The organism is Undibacterium sp. Ji42W, assembly GCF_049340405.1.
GTDB lineage: Bacteria > Pseudomonadota > Gammaproteobacteria > Burkholderiales > Burkholderiaceae_D > Undibacterium.
Genome location: NZ_JBMPOV010000014.1, coordinates 1 through 16,562 on the forward strand (window position 1 = coordinate 1; position 16,562 = coordinate 16,562).

Here is a 16,562-nt window from a genome sequence, read left to right on the forward strand (position 1 = left end):
CATCCCGAACAGGACCGTGAAACGATTACGCGCCAATGATAGTGCTGCAACCAGTGTGAAAGTAGGTTATCGTCAGGCTTTTATTCCGCATCCCCCCGCTTATTCAGTTAAGCGGGGGTTTTGCTTTAAGTGAGAATAGTCGATTTTGTAGGCGGTTTCGCAGATTTTAGCGAGATAAGCTGAAGGAAATGACTAGACAAGAAGCATAAAGATGAAGTATAATTTTGCTTCTGTTGATGTGGTGACACACATCAAGTTTATCTGACTAGGCAAGAATATGGGTGCTTAGCTCAGTTGGTAGAGCGGCGCCCTTACAAGGCGTAGGTCGGGAGTTCGAGCCTCTCAGCACCCACCACAGATAAACAGCAAGAACGGTTAAGTAGTTTCGGAGTGGTAGTTCAGTTGGTTAGAATACCGGCCTGTCACGCCGGGGGTCGCGGGTTCGAGCCCCGTCCGCTCCGCCAGTTATAAAGAAAAAAGACAAGCGATGCTTGTCTTTTTTTTCGTCTGCATTTTCCTGTATGTAATGCTTAGCAGTTCCTCTGCGCTTCAAATCTCACATGCTAAATCCGGCCATCAGGCACCCATAGCAATCTCTCGATGTGACTCTGTGGTGTAGCAAGGATTTCGAACGGTATACCGTTTGCCTGCGTAACGAAGGCTGCTTGCAAGCAGCCTTTCCTTCCTCTGTGCCTCTGTGTTGAGAGGTCTTCATCATGTCGGGTACAAAGCAAAACCCCGCCCAATTTCTTGAGAGGGGTCATGGGGCAGAAGCGTCAGCACATCACGCCGCCTGTGCGCTATCCATCTCACCATCTAGGGCAAATACCACATCACTGAGCAAACTCGCCAGCTCGGCAGTCATGAGTACAAAGTCTGCATCAAAACGTTCTTCTTCGTTACTGCCCTTGTCCTTGCTTTCCTCAAGCACATCGAGCGGTTTGATGCGTTTGATCGTCAATGTATCGGTCAGGACAAAGCTGACCTTGTCATCCCACGTCAATGCCAGCTTGGTACATTGCTTGCCTGCAGCGATATGTTTCTGGATATCGTCCGGTTCCAGCGTGTAGCGCACATAACGTACGGTAGCCTTGTCTTCAGTCGAAGACTTGAGTTCGGTATCCTGGTCTATGGTAAAGCCCTTGGGTGCTTCGTTACCAGCCAGCCAGCCTGTCATGGCCGCTTGTGGCGAAGTCTTGGTACGCAAACCTTCCAGTGGCAGCTTGTCGCAGCATTTCAGCAAGAGCTTGATGACTTCATCTGCCTTGGATGGGCTGGAAGCGTCGATGACCAGCCAGCGGTTCACTGGGTCTATCCAGACATTGGTATTGCGCTTGACGCCAAAGGCCCGTGGCAATAATTCTTCAGTAATGCGCTCTTTCAGGTCTTTCATGGCCTTGCGGCCAGGTGCGAAGCCTTGTTCTTCTTCTATTTCCAGCGCGCGTGCCTTGGTCACCTGATTGATAACACTGGAAGGCAGCAGTTTCTTTTCTGTTGCCAGCGAAATCAGGAATTGCTGATTCACGCTATGTACCAGTTGATCATTATTGCGTGGTGATGCCCAGCCCTGGCTTTGCATCTCGTTCGAGGCGCATTGCGCAAAGGCGATGCGTGACAATTGGGTATGTAACTCCTCGGCAGTGATCTGCCAGGGAGTTGTCAGACGAAAAACTTGCAGATTCTTGAACCACATAGTGTATCCAGACGAAGAAAACCTAGCATTCTACACGTCTGCGCTGGGCCACTCACGACCAAAAACACCTCTTTCGCGGCAAGAACTAACGCTTCGTCGCTTTCTGGCATACATAGCAGTTCAGCTTTGCAATACTTCTTCCATCGCAGCAAAACAAACCAGCGAAATAACGCTAAACCCCACTAAACAGTATTCAAGGAGATCATCATGTTGAACCAAATCATCAGCGGCACACCAATGTATGTATGGGCAATTCTGGGCTTTCTGGCATTTCGCGGCATCAAAGCCAGTGTCGATCGTGAATTGACAGTCAGGGCGGTAGTGATCATTCCCCTGGTCATGCTGGCCTTGTCTGCGCAAGGCATATTGTCCGGTTTCGGTGCTGATCCTCTGGTACTGGCAGCGTGGCTGGCAACGATGACAGCAGGTGCGGCAGTGTCCTGGAATATGGTCAGCGACAAGAATGTCCGCATCCTGGCTGCCAAGGGCACTGTGTTTTACCGTGGTAGCTGGGGCCCGTTGGTCATGATGATGTCCATCTTTGTCATGAAATATGTTGTCAATGTGGCTTTGCATGTGAATCCTGCCCTGCATAGCAACATGTTGTTCGCTGTTATCAGCACTGCATTGTTCGGCCTGTTCAACGGTTTGTTCCTTGGCAAAATGCTGCGTGTCCTGATCATGTACAAACAAGCAATGTCTTCCAACACAATATTTACCCGCTCTGCTACGGTTTAAAACGCAATCGGGCGGCAAAAGCAGGAGGATGAGTAGTAATTCGTAACAAGAAGATGCAAGATTCGCTTGCGGCATCTCAGACAGGGGCAGGGTGAGACAGTATAATGTCCCCTGTCCTTATTTTATTTATTGTCAAAATACAATAAAAATTGCGTGCCATGCTAGCTGAACAAAAACAAGAATTACTGAAACTATTCCAGAATGCGGTTGAACCTATCTTGGTCGGTTCTGAGCTCAAGCCCACGATAGCACTGGAGCGCCCGCGTGACCCGTCCCATGGTGACGCAGCTTGCAATATCGCCATGCAGATCGCCAAGCCGCTACGTAAGAATCCGCGTGAACTGGCACAGGCCATCGTTGCAGCAGTAGAAGCACAAGATAGTCCGCTGGTTGCCAGTGTGGAAATCGCCGGTCCTGGCTTTATCAATATACGTCTTGCAGCAGCTGCAAAGCAGGCTGTGGTCGCGACCGTTTTGCAAAAGGGCGCAGAATTTGGCAAAAGCCAGCGCGGTAATGGCGAAAAAGTGGTGGTGGAATTTGTTTCTGCCAACCCTACTGGTCCCCTGCATGTAGGCCACGGTCGTCAGGGTGCATTGGGTGATGCCCTGTCTGCCTTGCTGGATGTCCAAGGCTATGACGTCAGCCGCGAGTTTTACTATAACGACGCCGGTGTACAGATCAATAATCTGGCGTTGTCGGTGCAAGCCCGCGCCAAGGGTTTTGCGCCTGGTGATGCAAACTGGCCTGAGTCTGCGTACAACGGCGACTATATCGCCGAAATTGCACAAGACTTTCTTGCAAAGAAAACCGTTTCCGCCGGCGACTGTGCGCCGATCACTGCTAGTGGTGATGTCGACGATATCGAATGCATACGTCATTTCAGCGTAACCTACCTGCGCCGCGAACAGGATGCCGATTTGCTGGCTTTTGGCGTCAAATTCAATAATTACTATCTTGAGTCTTCGCTGTACAAAGACAACAAGGTCGAGACCACAGTTGCCGCCCTGAAGGCAGCAGGCAAAACCTATGAGCAGGAAGGCGCGCTGTGGTTGCGCACGACCGACTATGGTGACGACAAAGACCGCGTCATGAAAAAGTCAGATGGCACTTACACCTATTTCGTGCCGGACGTGGCTTATCATGTCACCAAATGGGAACGTGGTTACCGCAAGGCCATCAATATCCAGGGCAGTGACCATCATGGCACCATAGCCCGTGTGCGCGGTGGCCTGCAGGCCTTGAATGTAGGTATACCGCAAGGCTATCCCGACTACATCCTGCATAAGATGGTCACTGTCATGAAGGATGGTGCCGAAGTCAAGATTTCCAAACGTGCCGGTTCTTATGTCACCGTGCGCGACCTGATCGAATGGTCAGGTGGTGGTGATGAACAGCGTGGCCGTGATGCAGTACGCTTCTTCCTGATTTCCCGCAAGGCGGATACAGAATTTGTGTTTGATGTGGATGTCGCTCTGGCGCGCTCTGAGCAAAACCCTGTGTTCTACGTGCAATATGCCCACGCACGGATTTGCCGCATGCTGGAACAATTCTCCACTGACGAAACAGCCTATGCTGCGCTGACCTCTGTTGATTTATCACCGCTGACAGCGCCAAGTGAAGCCAGTTTGCTGACCAAGCTGGCAGAATATCCAGAAATCCTGGAAAAAGCACTTGACGAGCTGGGCCCGCACCAGGTGGCGTTTTACTTGCGCGAGCTGGCTGGCGAATTGCATAGTTATTATTTTGCTGAAAAAGTCCTGGTTGAAGATGAAGCCATCAAACTGGCCAGGTTGGCACTGGTGCTGGCAACCCGTCAGGTCTTGCGCAATGGTCTGGCACTGATCGGTGTTTCAGCACCAACACAAATGTAAATGGTTTGCCTCATCTAGCTAACGAAACTCGTCGGAGACGCATGAAATCTCAACAGAACGCCCCAAAACAAAAGAATAGCCAGCGCGGCAGTACCCTGACTGGCATTATCATCGGCCTGGTAATTGGTCTGGCTATTGCAGTAGGAGTAGCCATGGTGATTACCAAGTCATCGACACCATTTACCAATAAAAATGGTAAATCGGACAAGGCAGATATCCCTCTGACGCAGTTGCAGGATCCTAACAAGCCCCTGTATGGCAACAAGGATGCGGCCAAAGAAGCCAATAAGGAACTGACTGCCAGCAAACCGGCAGAAACAGTAGCGCCGCCAGTTAAGCCCGTAGAAGTCAAACCGCCAGAAAAAACGGCAGCAGAAAAAGCTGCCGAAAAAGCAGAGAGGGCAGAAGCTGCCGCTGCAGCCAAAGCTGACAATGCAGACGAAAAATATATTTACTTTTTGCAGGTTGGTGCGTTTAAGGAACAGGTGGCAGCAGAAAATAGCCGCGCCAAGTTGGCACTGATCGGTTTTGAAGCGCGTATTGTGGAAAAGAACTCAGACGCCGGCACCATGTACCATGTACGCCTTGGTCCGTATGCGCAACTCGAAACAATGAACCGTACCCGTGCCCGCTTGTCAGAGAATAGTGTGGATGTTGCCGTGGTTCGCACAGTCAAATAACAGACCGGTAAGTAATCAACGTGCAATTAGCGTACAAAAAAGCGATTAATAAAGGAAACGTGATGCCATTTTTCAGTCAAATCAAACGTCGCATGGTCATGCTGGCTGGCCTGTCTCTCGTGGTTGGTGTCGTCAATGCCAGCCCGACCGCACCTCAGCCTGGTGTCGAATATCAGGTCTTGAAACGCCCTCAACCTGTTGATAGTGGCAAGAAAATTGAAGTCATTGAATTCTTTGGTTATTTTTGCCCGCATTGCTATGCGCTGGAACCCTTGCTGGCAGAATGGGTGAAGAAGCAGGGCGACAATATCTCCTTCAAGCGCATCCATGTCAATTTTCATGACCTGGTGCCACAGCAAAAACTCTACTTCACCATGGAAGCCATGGGTAAGGCAGATGAATACCATATGAAGGCTTTCAACGCTTTCCATGTTGATCACAACCGTTTGCAAACAGATGCCAACATCATGGAATTCGTTGGCAAGTCTGGCCTGGACAAGCAAAAATTCGCTGATATCTACAATTCTTTCTCTATTACCAGCAAGCTCAGCCGCGCTACCCAACTGGCAAATGCCTATCAGATTGACGGCGTACCGTCGATTGCCATTGATGGGCGCTATGTGACTTCACCAGTGCTGGCCGTCTCCACCATGACCAAGGTGACAGAAGACATACAGAACCATGCAGTCATACAGGTGCTCGATAGTCTGATCACCAAAATACAAAAAGAGAAAAGTGGCGCACCAGCAGCGGTACCTGCTGCGGCCTCAGCCAGTTCAGCGGCTGCATCAGCCAAAGCAGCAGGCAAAAAGAAATAGGTAGCGATAGCGTTATAGATAGTCCGCCAACCCGGCGGACTTTTTCATTGGATATCATGAAAACAGTCTTCATCACCGGTGCATCTTCTGGCATAGGTGCCGCGCTTGCCAGAGCGTATGCCGAGCAAGGCGTTACCCTGGGCTTGCTGGCACGCCGCCAGGAAGTGCTGGAAGAACTGCGGCAGAGCCTGCCCAATCCTGGCCTGCATCATATCTATGCCGTGGATGTTACCGACCATGCAGCGCTGGCCAAGGCGGCGAATGCGTTCATGCTGGCTGTAGGGCAGGTCAATATCGTCATCGCCAATGCCGGTATTTCAGTCGGCACGCTCAGTGAATATGCAGGTGACATCAAGGTGTTTGACAGTGTGTTACAAACCAATCTGATGGCAACCGTGGCGACTTTTTCACCCTTCATCAATGCCATGAAAACCTATGCAAAAAGTGTTGATTGCCGTCTGGTTGGCATAGGCAGCGTTGCCGGTATACGTGGCTTGCCAGGTGCCGGTGCGTATTGTGCATCCAAGGCAGCGGTCATCAGTTACTGCGAATCGCTGCGGGTGGAATTGCGTGACAGCGGCATACGCGTTGTGACGATTGCACCGGGCTATATTGATACACCCATGACCAAGGGTAACCCTTACCCCATGCCTTTTCTGATGCCGGTCAAGGCTTTTTGTGCCTCTGCATTAGGGACCATTGATGCCGGCAATACTTACCGCGTGATTCCCTGGCAAATGGGTGTGGTCGCCAAGTTGATGCGCATCTTGCCTAACTGGCTGTATGACGCAGTTTTTGCCAGGGCACGCCGTAAACCGCGTGCGGCAGACCAGGCATGAGCATGTTGATTGATGCGCTAGGTACTGTGCATCAAGCCTGTGGAGCTGATACCGGTGCAGACATCAGGGTTGAACCTCGTATCGTCAGCCTGGTACCTTCCATCACGGAACTGGTTTGTGAGCTGGGGCTGTCGCCTTATCTGGTTGGCCGCACGGGTTTTTGCATACATCCCAATTCTGTAGTGCAAACTATTCCCAAGATAGGCGGCACCAAGGATGTGAATATAGAAAAAATCCGCAAGCTGGTTCCTACTCATTTGATCGTCAATATTGATGAAAATGAAAAGCCGACGGTAGAAGCACTAGCCGAATTCATCCCCCATGTCATCGTCACCCACCCACTGGTGCCACGCGACAATCTGGCCTTGTATCAATTGCTGGGCGGGATATTTGGGGTTGAGGAAAGAGCGCAGGAGTTGTGCGCGCAGTTCGAAGCTGCTTATGCTGCCGTGGACCACGCACCTGTCAGCCCTCAGCATGTTATTTATTGCATCTGGCAAGATCCGTGGATGACTGTCAGCCGCGACACCTACATCGCTGCCATGCTGGCGCTGATAGGCTGGCAAACCTGGTCGCCGCCAAACTGCATCTTGCGTTACCCGGGTTTTCAATGGGCTAGTGCAATGCAGCATCCCATCGACCGGATTTTGCTTTCTACCGAACCTTACCGCTTTACTGAACGCCATGTCGATGCGCAGGAAAAGCAACTGGGCCTGCCTGTGCAACTGGTCGACGGTGAAATGCTGTCATGGTATGGCAGCAGGGCGATTGCCGGTTTGCACTACCTGAAGCGATTGTCTGCGCAATAAGGTTATGCAATTCTGCGTATCCGCCCCAAATTCGAAATACGTCTATACAAATTACACAAAAATGCCACACTGCACAGCACAATAATTGACACTCTAATATGCCGACAACCATACTTCTGGGGATACCAGTTAAGGTTTTCTATATATTCTTGGAGAAGTTTGTTATGAGTAAGATGCGTAAAGCGATTTTACTTGCCCTATATGGTGCAAGTGCAGCAACTGTTTTCACTCCCGCAATGGTAAGTGCGCAAACTGCCCCCGCAGCAGAAAAAGCCGCAGAACCAGCCATACAAACCATGACCATTGTTGGTTCGCGCCGTGCCAATACCAGCGCCACCAATACGCCGCTGCCTGTCGATTTTATCTCGGTATCCAAAGCAGCAGAGCAGGGTGGTCAGTTTGACCTGGCTCAGACGCTGGCCAATATTTCGCCTTCCTTCAATTCCACCCGCCAGTCCGGTGCGGATGGCGCCGATCTGATCGATTCGGCCGCCTTGCGCGGTCTGGGTTCAGATCAGACCTTGGTGCTGGTCAATGGCAAACGCCGTCATACCGTAGCGCTGGTGAACCTTTTTGGTGCCCGTAACCGCGGCAATACCGGTACGGACTTGAATGCGATTCCTGTTATGGCCATCAGCAATGTGCAAGTCTTGCGTGATGGTGCTGCCGCCCAGTATGGCTCTGACGCAATTGCCGGTGTCATGGACATCACCCTCAAGAAAAATCTCGGTTGCGAAGCCAGCTTTGGCTATAGCCAGTATTCAGTTGGGGATGGTAAAAACTACCTGCCATCCGCTTATTGCGGTATCGCCCTGGGTGAAAAAGGTGTGCTGGGCATTACCGTAGAATATACCGACCGCGGCCGCTCGAATCGCGCCGACCCCGGTAATCCACGTACCATCGGCGACACCAAGATGACCGGGCCTACCGTTTACCTGAACGGCGAAGTGCCCAACGGTGGTAATGACAAACTGTATTTCACCCTGGGCACACAGCAACGCAAGGCATCTTCTGCTGCGTTTGCCCGTGGTGGCATAGGTTCTGACGACATTCCTTCGCGCAATTCTGCTGCCATGTATCCAAATGGTTTCGTGCCTTACATTAATGGCGACATCAATGATATCTATGGCACCTTAGGTTATAAATGGGATATCGGCGAATGGCGTGCTGACCTGTCGCAGACTTATGGCTTTAATGAACTCAAGTACAACGTCAGCAATACTATCAATGCATCAATTGCCAACAAGGATTTGCTGGCAGGTGGCAAGGGTATCAGCCCCAGCAGGTTTGATGCGGGTGGTTTTTCTTTCTCGCAGGCGACCACCAATCTGGATTTCAGCCGCTTCTTTGACGGCTTCATGAATGGTGTCAACGTCGCCTTCGGTGCTGAATACCGCCGTGAAAACTACAAGATCACTCCCGGTGAGCCAGGTTCTTACAATGACGTTGACGGCCTGGGTTTTGGCGGCAATGCCGGTAGCCAGGGTTTCCCCGGCTTCCAGCCTGGTGACCGTACTGACAAAAACAGAAATAGTATCGCCGCCTATATCGATGTAGAAACCGATATCACCAAACTCTTCAAGCTACAGACAGCTGTCCGTGGTGAGCGTTATAGCGACTTTGGTTCTACCCTGACAGGCAAGCTGGCAGGCAGTTACAAGGTGTCTGACGATGTCCTGATGCGCGGCTCTATCAGCACAGGCTTCCGTGCACCATCGCTGCAACAAGTGTATTTCTCATCCACCTTTACTGACTTCATCAGTGGCAAGCCTATGGATGTGGTGCTGGCGCCAAATGGCGGTGCCGTGGCCAATGCGGCTGGCATCCCCAAACTGAAAGATGAAACTTCGAAAAACTATACATTCGGCCTGACTTTCAAACCGAATAGTGCGTTTGCCATGACAGCCGATTTGTACCGTATCGATATCGCTGACCGCATCGTTTTGTCTGGCCGTTTTGATGCCGACAACTATCCGGCACTGGGCGCAAGCTTGTCCGCACTTGGAGTGGGCCAGGCACAGTTCTTTGTGAATTCCATCAATACCAAGACCCAGGGTCTGGATTTGACGGCTTCCCATAAAACCAATCTGGGTGCGGGCAAATTATCGACCTATCTGGGTTTGAACTACAGCAAAACTGAAGTCACCAAGGTGCAGGCTCCTGCATCCCTGAAAGGCTATGAAGATGTCTTGCTGTCTGAGCGTGAACGCCTGTTCATAGAGCAAGGCGGCCCAAGAATGAAAGCCACTCTGGCCTTCAATTATGACCAGGGTCCATGGTCAGGCGAGTTCAAGGTCATCCATTACGGCTCTCAAACCCTGGGTACTTTCTCAGGTACAGCCGCGGGTGTACCAAATGCTTATTACGAACCTAAAACTTCGGCTGACGTGGCGCTGACTTATGCCTTCAATGACACCACCAAGCTGACCATAGGCGGCAATAATGTATTCAACGTCAAACCTACCCGTCAAGACCCGAATGAAACCGATAATGGTTTCTACTACGACAGCGTACAGTTTGGTCTGGGCGGCGCTTCTTACTTCCTGAAACTCTGGAAAAAGTTTTAATCCAGAGATAAGAAAAGTTTAGTTCCTCTCCATCAAAAAAAACCGGCCTGCATGCAAATGTCAGGCCGGTTTTTATGATTGATGCATCAGGTTTTGTTGGTCAAAGTCACCCCGGCGATGACCAGCAAGCCACCGACGATCATTGATGGCAGAATCGGTTCACCCAAGATCAGCGCACCCAGGCTGATACCGAATACTGGCACCAGATTATTGAACACCGCAGTGCGTGCAGGGCCTATGCTTTTCACGCCTTCGTAATACCACACAAAACCAATGACCGTGCCAAAAGCACCCAGATACACCAGGGACGCGAGCACTTGCCAGCTCAGGCGGGCGGGTTCAAAACGCGGCAATTCCAGTACCGCACCCAGGCCCAGCAAGAGCAAGCCCCAGAGCGATGCATAAGTAGTGGCAGCAATCGGTGACAGGCCTTTTAAGGCGTGCCGGCCTATGATGGTATAGGCCGCCCAGCCACAAATCGCCACCAGCATGAACAGCTCGCCCTTGCCTAGTGATTGCGACAAATCATGCATGGCACCCATCAGGTCACCTCGGGTAATCACGACTGCCGCACCAGCAAAGGCGACCATGATGCCGAGCCAGCGTATCTTGCTCAGTCTCTCTCCAAATATCAGCGCCAGTGCCAGCGCGGTGACTATCGGGTTCAAGGCCACAAACAGGGCAGTGCGCCCGGCCGGCATATTCTCCAGCGCTGCGAAGAAACACAGGTTATACAAGAAGATGCCGGTCGCACCCAGCGCAAAGGTGGCATGCATTTGCTGTTTGCTTAGTTTGGGCAGACCACCTTCGAGGCGCCATGCCAGCAATAGTAATAAGGCACAGGCAACGGCAAAACGGATAAAGGCTGCGATCATATGCGGTATTTCTTTGGCGACCAGGCGCCCGGCAATGAAAGTGCCACCCCAGAACAGGGCGACACAGACAAGTTTCAGATAGGTAGAGACAGGGGCTTTGTTCACGATAATCCAGGCGATGCAAAAGCCTGTTAGCCTACACCAAAATCACGCCCCTGGTTTTCACTTGTGCATGCTGCGCAAGCCTTGCTCATAGATCACTTCGGCTATCTGTATGGCATTCAGCGCAGCGCCCTTGCGCAGATTGTCGCCACTGACGAACATTGCCAGACCATGTGCTACAGTAGGGTCAGGGCGTACCCGGCCAACGAATACAGGATCGCGGCCAGTCGCCATCAAGGGATTGGGCACTTCAGTAACAACCACACCAGCAGCGCCATGCAGTAGCTCAAGCGCGGCCTCTGCAGAAATACTCTGCTCAAACTCAGCATTGATGGACAGTGAGTGTCCTGTAAAGACAGGCACACGCACACAGGTGCAGGAAACGCTCAATTCCGGGATGCCAAGTATCTTGCGGCTTTCATTACGCAGCTTGATTTCTTCTTCGGTATAACCGTCTTCAACAACCTTATAATTGTAAGGCACGACATTATAGGCAATCGGCACCCGCCATTTCTTCGGTGCGGGAAAGTCTATGCCTTCACCATCATTCACCAGTCTGGTGCAGTCTTCTCCGGCTTTTTGCATCTGGCTCGCCAGCTCTTCCACACCCGCAACACCACCGCCCGACACTGCCTGATAAGTGCTGACGACCAGACGCCGCAGCACAGCCTTGTCATGCAGGGGTTTCAGCACAGGCATGGCCGCCATGGTCGTGCAGTTGGGGTTCGCGATGATGCCCTTGGGGATATTTGCCAAGTCATATGGATTGACTTCTGCCACCACCAGCGGCACGGCAGGGTCCATGCGCCAAGCGGAGGAATTATCGATAATCAGCGCACCCGCAGACGCGACCACCGGTGCCAGTCGCAATGAAGTGTCTCCACCTGCCGAAAAAAAAACCACGTCCAGACCAGAATAATTAGCCGTCGCCGCATCTTCGACGGCGATCTGCTTTTCTTTCCAGTTTAGTGATTTTCCGGCAGAACGCGCAGACGCAAACAGGCGCAATGAGCTGACCGGGAAATTGCGTTCTTCCAGCAGTTTGAGCATGAATTCACCGACCAGGCCAGTTGCGCCAACGACACCTACATGCATGCCATGTGGGTAATGTTTGAGCGACAAGGCAGAGCGTGCCGGTCGTGGTGGACTGGCAACTGAAGCCTGATGATCTTGACGGTCTTGATGATGAGAATCTGACACCATGTAAATCTCCTTAAAGTGGCCGGGAGACAGGCATCAATTGATATGCACCCGCCTCGTAGGCGGGTTGCGAAAAAATGAAAAAGCGCTAACCCACCATTGCGATAATGGTGGTCTTAATGCTCAGCGTCGATGCAAATGGGCTTTTCATGAATTGATGGTAACAGACTTGATAACAGTGATCAAGCCGGGTTTTGCCAGCCCAAGTTTACATAATTTCCAGCAACAGGACACCGCGCGCAGGCACTTTGATTTTTTGCGCCAGTTCAAATTCCTGTCCACTGTACAGATCTTTTGCCTTGGCGTTTACAGGTAAAATCTCTGCGAAGCGTGCTGTCGCCAACTCTGTCTCAGTAGTATTCTTGCTCATCACCACCATGAACTTATGCCGATGGTCATATCGGAAATACACATACATGCCATCTTGTGGTGCAAAGTGCATAAGTTTGCCGTTGTGGATGGCAATCTGGTTCTTGCGCCAGTTCAGCAGCTTTTTGACAAAGGCTTGCGCTTCCAGTTGTTTTGCATTGAGACCAACGCCTGTAAAAGCATTCACTGCATCACCTGTCCAGCCACCGGGAAAGTCTTTTCGAAAAGCGCCGTCATCCCTATGCTTGGTGCTGGTCATCAAAATCTCTGTGCCATAATAAAATTGCGGCGTGCGCGGCATGGTGGCAACATAGGTGATCGCCATCTTGAATAAATCCAGGTCTTCATCAAGGGCGCTGTACAAGCGGCTGACATCATGATTGCCTTCAAATAACACCATAGCTGATGGCTTGGGGTAGAGCTGATCATTGACCAGGGTTTCATACAAAGTGGCAAAACCGGAATGCAGATTCTCTGGTGCGACCAGGGATTTACGCAGTGTATCGTGCAAGGGATAATCCATCATGCTGGGCATGTACGAGACATAGCCGTTCGCATTCTTGTGCCCGCGCAACCAGTGCGCCACCAGGTTGGGGTTATCTGACCATTCTTCGCCGACCAGTGTCAGGTGTGGGTATTCGTGCATGACGCGGCGCGACCACTCTGTTAAAAAGGCATGGTCAGAATAACCATAGGTATCTGCCCGTATGCCCGCTAGCCCGGCATATTCTATCCACCAGATAGTATTTTGTATCTGGTAGTTCGCCACCAGCGGGTTATGCTGGTTCATGTCCGGCATATGAACTTCAAACCAGCCCTGGGTGTAATTCTTTTTATCGATGGCAGAAGCATACGGGTCACTGGCCGTGGTACGCGCATGATAGGTCGGAGTAAATTCACTGTTGTAGCTGAGCCAGTCCTTACTGGGTAAATCCTTCATCCACCAATGGCCGTCACCGATATGGTTGAGCACGATATCCTGGATTACGCCTATGCCCTGTTTTTTTGCGTCTGCTACCAGTTGGAGATATTCTTCATTGTTGCCCAGGCGGGCATCGACCTTGTAATAGTCAGTAGCTGCATAGCCATGGTAAGAATAAGTTTGCTGATTATTCTCCACTACTGGAGTAGGCCAGATCATGGTGTAACCCATGCTGGCAATGTAGTCGAGATGATCCCGTACACCCTTGAGATCACCACCGTGGCGGCCGGCGCTGGCATCAGCGCGGTCCAGTTTGTCGGCAAAGCCGGGCAGGCGGTCATTGCTGGTGTCGCCATTGGCGAACCGGTCTGGCATGAAATTCAGGATCGCATCTGATGGACCAAAGCCGCGCCGTTGCGCCGAGCCTTTTTCACGAGCCCTGAGTTCATAGGGAATGCTAAATTTTAGTTCCCCATGCTGCAAGCTGATATCAAATTTACCAGCGCGGGCGGATGGCGCAATCTGTAAATCCAGAAACAGATAATTGGGATTGCTGAGCTTGTGCACGCCCTTGATTTGCACGCCTGGGTAATTGATATGTGCCGTGTACGTGGCCACTTCTTTCCCGTGCAACATGACTTGCAGCTTGTCGTTCTTCATCCCTATCCACCAAAAACCGGGTTCTACATGTTCCATGACAGGCTGGGCCTGTACAAATAGAGGTAGCAAGGCTAGCAAGTGAATGCATAGGCGTGCCAAGGCGCTGGTTTTCATGTCATCTCCTGATGGGTAAGTCTTATTTTGTGTATTTAAACTACATTTAATCAATTATTTTAATTTACCAAGATTAAATAAAGTATTTTTATTCATCGTAATTATGTATTTTAGGTACATTTTTTCGGCGGCTGGAAACGGCATCTTGTTCCAAAGCTGGAACTGGCGCTGGAAATTGCCTCTTTTTTGAGCTTCACCCGGGCACTTTGTTTGATATTTTCTAGCTTATCAAATCAGGCTGAGCGATCTCAGCAAAAGCAAGGGTGATCGCGTATATAAAGCGCAGCCCCATCCCGGGAGGATATATGCAGGACATTTCAAACTTAAATTCGATTTTTGGCGATGTGCAGGCTTTGCAAAGCAAGCTCAAATCCAGGCTGGCTGATGCTGAGCAGAGCGCAGATAAGTTCAAAGCGGCATTGCAGGCAGCAGTCAAGCCAGAAACCAAAGCAGATCTGGTGAGCGCCATCAAGGAAAAAGCCGCTGGCCTTGGTGCAGATACCCAGACCACAGACCTGGCTGCGCAGATACAGGCCACACTGACAGCCTTGCGTGAACAATTGCAGGCACCACCGCCTGTGGCTAACAGCACCTTGACAGCAGTGACTGGTGTGTCAGCGAGTTCAACAGCAATTGCCAGCGTTGGCGACACAACTGCGAGCAGTAAAACCACTGCTGTTGCGAGCAAACCAGCCGCCACGTTGCCAGCCGCACCCACCACGACCATCGCAGCAGTCAACCCTACTCATGCTGCTTACAGGGTATATGACCCGGCTAATCCATCGGCTTTTGCCTCCCCATCCAATCCCGGCGGCGGCCCCAATCTGCTGGCGGCAGACCTAATCTTCAATACTGACCCCAGGCCAGATTCAGTCAATTCTATCAAGCGACCGACAGCGGAGCAGGGCACTGCCGAATGGGGTGATCAACTGAAAAACTATGAAGTCACTTATGAAAAATTAAGCAAAGACAATACTGACTGGAACCAGAAAAACATACAAATGCGCAACCAGACGCTGGCAGCTTCCCCCTATGCGGCATTTGTCACAACCAGTGGTGGCGTTAATCTGGCGGCACAGACTGATCCGTATTACCTGGCTGCACTGGCTGACCCGACCAGGGCACCAGGCTAAGCCTGCTGAAGTTCTAAAAACTGTGAGAACCCGCCAGCACTTCCGGCGGGTTTTTGCTTTCTTGTCTGGCAATCCAGGCAGGCCAGGCAAAACTACCTGAAAAATATTTTTTAAATTGCTGGAATAAAGACTAACAGGCTTACGTATATCCTTGTGTAAGCAGTTTAAGCGCGTGATGCTGCTGACAGTCGTTTATCCATCTATACTTATTTCAATACTCAGGAGTCCTTTGATGAAAACCAGACAAATTTGCTTCGCCCTGCTGACCAGCGTCACATTTATCGGCGGGTTTGCGCAAGCCCAGTCCGCGCCCAAGGTGGCTGACGGTGTACTCGTCAGTGATACAGGCATGACACTGTATAGTTTCGACAAGGATGCTGCTGGTAGCGGCAAAAGCACTTGCAATGGGCCATGCGCAACAAACTGGCCGCCAGTCGCCGTACCTGCCAAGCTGCCATCTGGCAAATATTCTGTTGTCACCCGCGATGATGGTAGCACCCAACTGGCCTATGATGGCAAGCCTTTGTACCTGTATGCGGCAGATAAAAAGGCGGGTGAGCGTACTGGTGATAATTTTAAAAATGTCTGGCATCTGGTCAAGGAATAAAGCATGCCAGGCTTTGTCCGTTTCACGCTCCATTGTGGCTGAACAATGACGCAGGCAGACAGCCGCAGCCAGTTACTGGCCTGTATTCCCCGCCTGCGCCGCTATGCTCGTGCGCTGGTGGGTGACAAGCCAGGTGCGGATGATCTGGTGCAAGACACCATGGAGCGTGGCTGGCTAAAGCTGGGATCATTCCTGCCTGATGGCGATATGCGGGCCTGGCTGTTTTCCATCATGCACAATCTACGGCTGGATCAATTGCGCAAGCCGGCGCTGAGTACAGTAGCGCTTGAATATGATGATGCGTCCTTGCCAGCACAAGCCGCCTGCCAGACCCATGGCCTCGAGTTGCGCGACCTGCAGGCGGCATTGATGCAATTGCCATTAGAACAGCGCGAAATATTATTGCTGGTCGTGCTGGAAGAAATGCGCTATGAAGACATTGCCCTTACTTTAGATATCCCTCTGGGAACCGTGATGTCGCGCTTATCGCGCGGCCGTGAAAAATTGCGTGCCATCATGGAAATGCGTCCCACCAGTACAGTCTTGAAAGTCGTCAAGTGAACAA

14 protein-coding genes and 2 tRNA genes are annotated in these 16,562 nt (G+C 51.3%); 12 read left to right on the plus strand and 4 right to left on the minus strand.

Features of this window, described 5'->3' with window-relative positions; translation table 11 throughout:
• Positions 1-279: 279 nt before the first annotated feature.
• Together ACO0LG_RS25060 and ACO0LG_RS25065 are read left to right on the plus strand one after the other, a co-directional pair.
• Positions 280-355 (plus strand) — tRNA-Val (locus tag ACO0LG_RS25060).
• 32 nt (positions 356-387) lie between these two features.
• A tRNA-Asp gene (locus ACO0LG_RS25065) sits at positions 388-464 on the plus strand.
• A 320-nt stretch (positions 465-784) separates the two neighbouring features.
• On the opposite strand, the gene ACO0LG_RS25070 is transcribed toward ACO0LG_RS25065, so the two are convergent.
• Positions 785-1,693: a recombination-associated protein RdgC gene (locus tag ACO0LG_RS25070; protein WP_423030575.1), complete on the minus strand. Its 909-nt coding sequence runs from the start codon at positions 1,691-1,693 to the stop codon at positions 785-787.
• Positions 1,694-1,900: 207 nt separating this feature from the next.
• On the opposite strand from ACO0LG_RS25070, the gene ACO0LG_RS25075 reads away from it, so the two are divergent.
• The 7 genes from ACO0LG_RS25075 to ACO0LG_RS25105 all read left to right on the plus strand — a co-directional run bounded on the left by ACO0LG_RS25075 (position 1,901) and on the right by ACO0LG_RS25105 (position 10,015).
• Positions 1,901-2,431, plus strand: a complete 531-nt coding sequence (locus tag ACO0LG_RS25075; RefSeq protein WP_423030577.1) for a DUF6622 family protein — start codon at positions 1,901-1,903, stop codon at positions 2,429-2,431.
• 158 nt (positions 2,432-2,589) lie between these two features.
• Entirely contained in the window at positions 2,590-4,302 is a 1,713-nt protein-coding gene (gene argS, locus ACO0LG_RS25080) for an arginine--tRNA ligase (protein WP_423030579.1), read from the plus strand.
• Positions 4,303-4,343: 41 nt separating this feature from the next.
• Positions 4,344-4,982, plus strand: coding sequence for an SPOR domain-containing protein (locus ACO0LG_RS25085; RefSeq protein WP_422952044.1), 639 nt, complete (start codon positions 4,344-4,346; stop codon positions 4,980-4,982).
• A 62-nt stretch (positions 4,983-5,044) separates the two neighbouring features.
• Complete coding sequence (locus tag ACO0LG_RS25090; protein WP_423030581.1) at positions 5,045-5,800, plus strand: thiol:disulfide interchange protein DsbA/DsbL; 756 nt, start codon at positions 5,045-5,047, stop codon at positions 5,798-5,800.
• Between the two features lie 56 nt (positions 5,801-5,856).
• A complete protein-coding gene (locus ACO0LG_RS25095; protein ID WP_423030583.1) occupies positions 5,857-6,639 on the plus strand; it encodes an SDR family oxidoreductase in 783 nt (260 codons plus the stop codon).
• Complete coding sequence (locus tag ACO0LG_RS25100; protein ID WP_423030585.1) at positions 6,636-7,448, plus strand: helical backbone metal receptor; 813 nt, start codon at positions 6,636-6,638, stop codon at positions 7,446-7,448. Before ACO0LG_RS25095 ends, ACO0LG_RS25100 begins: the two co-directional genes overlap by 4 nt.
• Positions 7,449-7,612: 164 nt before the next feature.
• On the plus strand, positions 7,613-10,015 hold the full coding sequence (locus ACO0LG_RS25105; protein ID WP_423030587.1) for a TonB-dependent receptor plug domain-containing protein: 2,403 nt from the start codon (positions 7,613-7,615) through the stop codon (positions 10,013-10,015).
• An 86-nt stretch (positions 10,016-10,101) separates the two neighbouring features.
• Here ACO0LG_RS25105 and ACO0LG_RS25110 read toward each other — a convergent pair whose 3' ends face one another.
• From ACO0LG_RS25110 to ACO0LG_RS25120, 3 genes are all read right to left on the minus strand, one after another.
• Positions 10,102-10,995 carry a DMT family transporter gene (locus tag ACO0LG_RS25110; protein ID WP_423030589.1) on the minus strand — a complete coding sequence of 298 codons (894 nt, stop codon included), beginning with the start codon at positions 10,993-10,995 and terminating at the stop codon, positions 10,102-10,104.
• 57 nt (positions 10,996-11,052) lie between these two features.
• Positions 11,053-12,195 carry an aspartate-semialdehyde dehydrogenase gene (locus ACO0LG_RS25115; protein ID WP_423030591.1) on the minus strand — a complete coding sequence of 381 codons (1,143 nt, stop codon included), beginning with the start codon at positions 12,193-12,195 and terminating at the stop codon, positions 11,053-11,055.
• 205 nt (positions 12,196-12,400) lie between these two features.
• Positions 12,401-14,257: a glycoside hydrolase family 13 protein gene (locus tag ACO0LG_RS25120; RefSeq protein WP_423030593.1), complete on the minus strand. Its 1,857-nt coding sequence runs from the start codon at positions 14,255-14,257 to the stop codon at positions 12,401-12,403.
• Positions 14,258-14,562: 305 nt separating this feature from the next.
• Between ACO0LG_RS25120 and ACO0LG_RS25125 the strand changes: the two genes are divergently transcribed.
• The 3 genes from ACO0LG_RS25125 to ACO0LG_RS25135 all read left to right on the plus strand — a co-directional run bounded on the left by ACO0LG_RS25125 (position 14,563) and on the right by ACO0LG_RS25135 (position 16,558).
• On the plus strand, positions 14,563-15,390 hold the full coding sequence (locus tag ACO0LG_RS25125; RefSeq protein WP_423030595.1) for a hypothetical protein: 828 nt from the start codon (positions 14,563-14,565) through the stop codon (positions 15,388-15,390).
• A gap of 232 nt (positions 15,391-15,622) precedes the next feature.
• Positions 15,623-15,997 carry a hypothetical protein gene (locus tag ACO0LG_RS25130; protein WP_423030597.1) on the plus strand — a complete coding sequence of 125 codons (375 nt, stop codon included), beginning with the start codon at positions 15,623-15,625 and terminating at the stop codon, positions 15,995-15,997.
• Between the two features lie 45 nt (positions 15,998-16,042).
• Positions 16,043-16,558 carry an RNA polymerase sigma factor gene (locus ACO0LG_RS25135; protein ID WP_423030599.1) on the plus strand — a complete coding sequence of 172 codons (516 nt, stop codon included), beginning with the start codon at positions 16,043-16,045 and terminating at the stop codon, positions 16,556-16,558.
• The last annotated feature ends 4 nt before the right edge of the window (positions 16,559-16,562 follow it).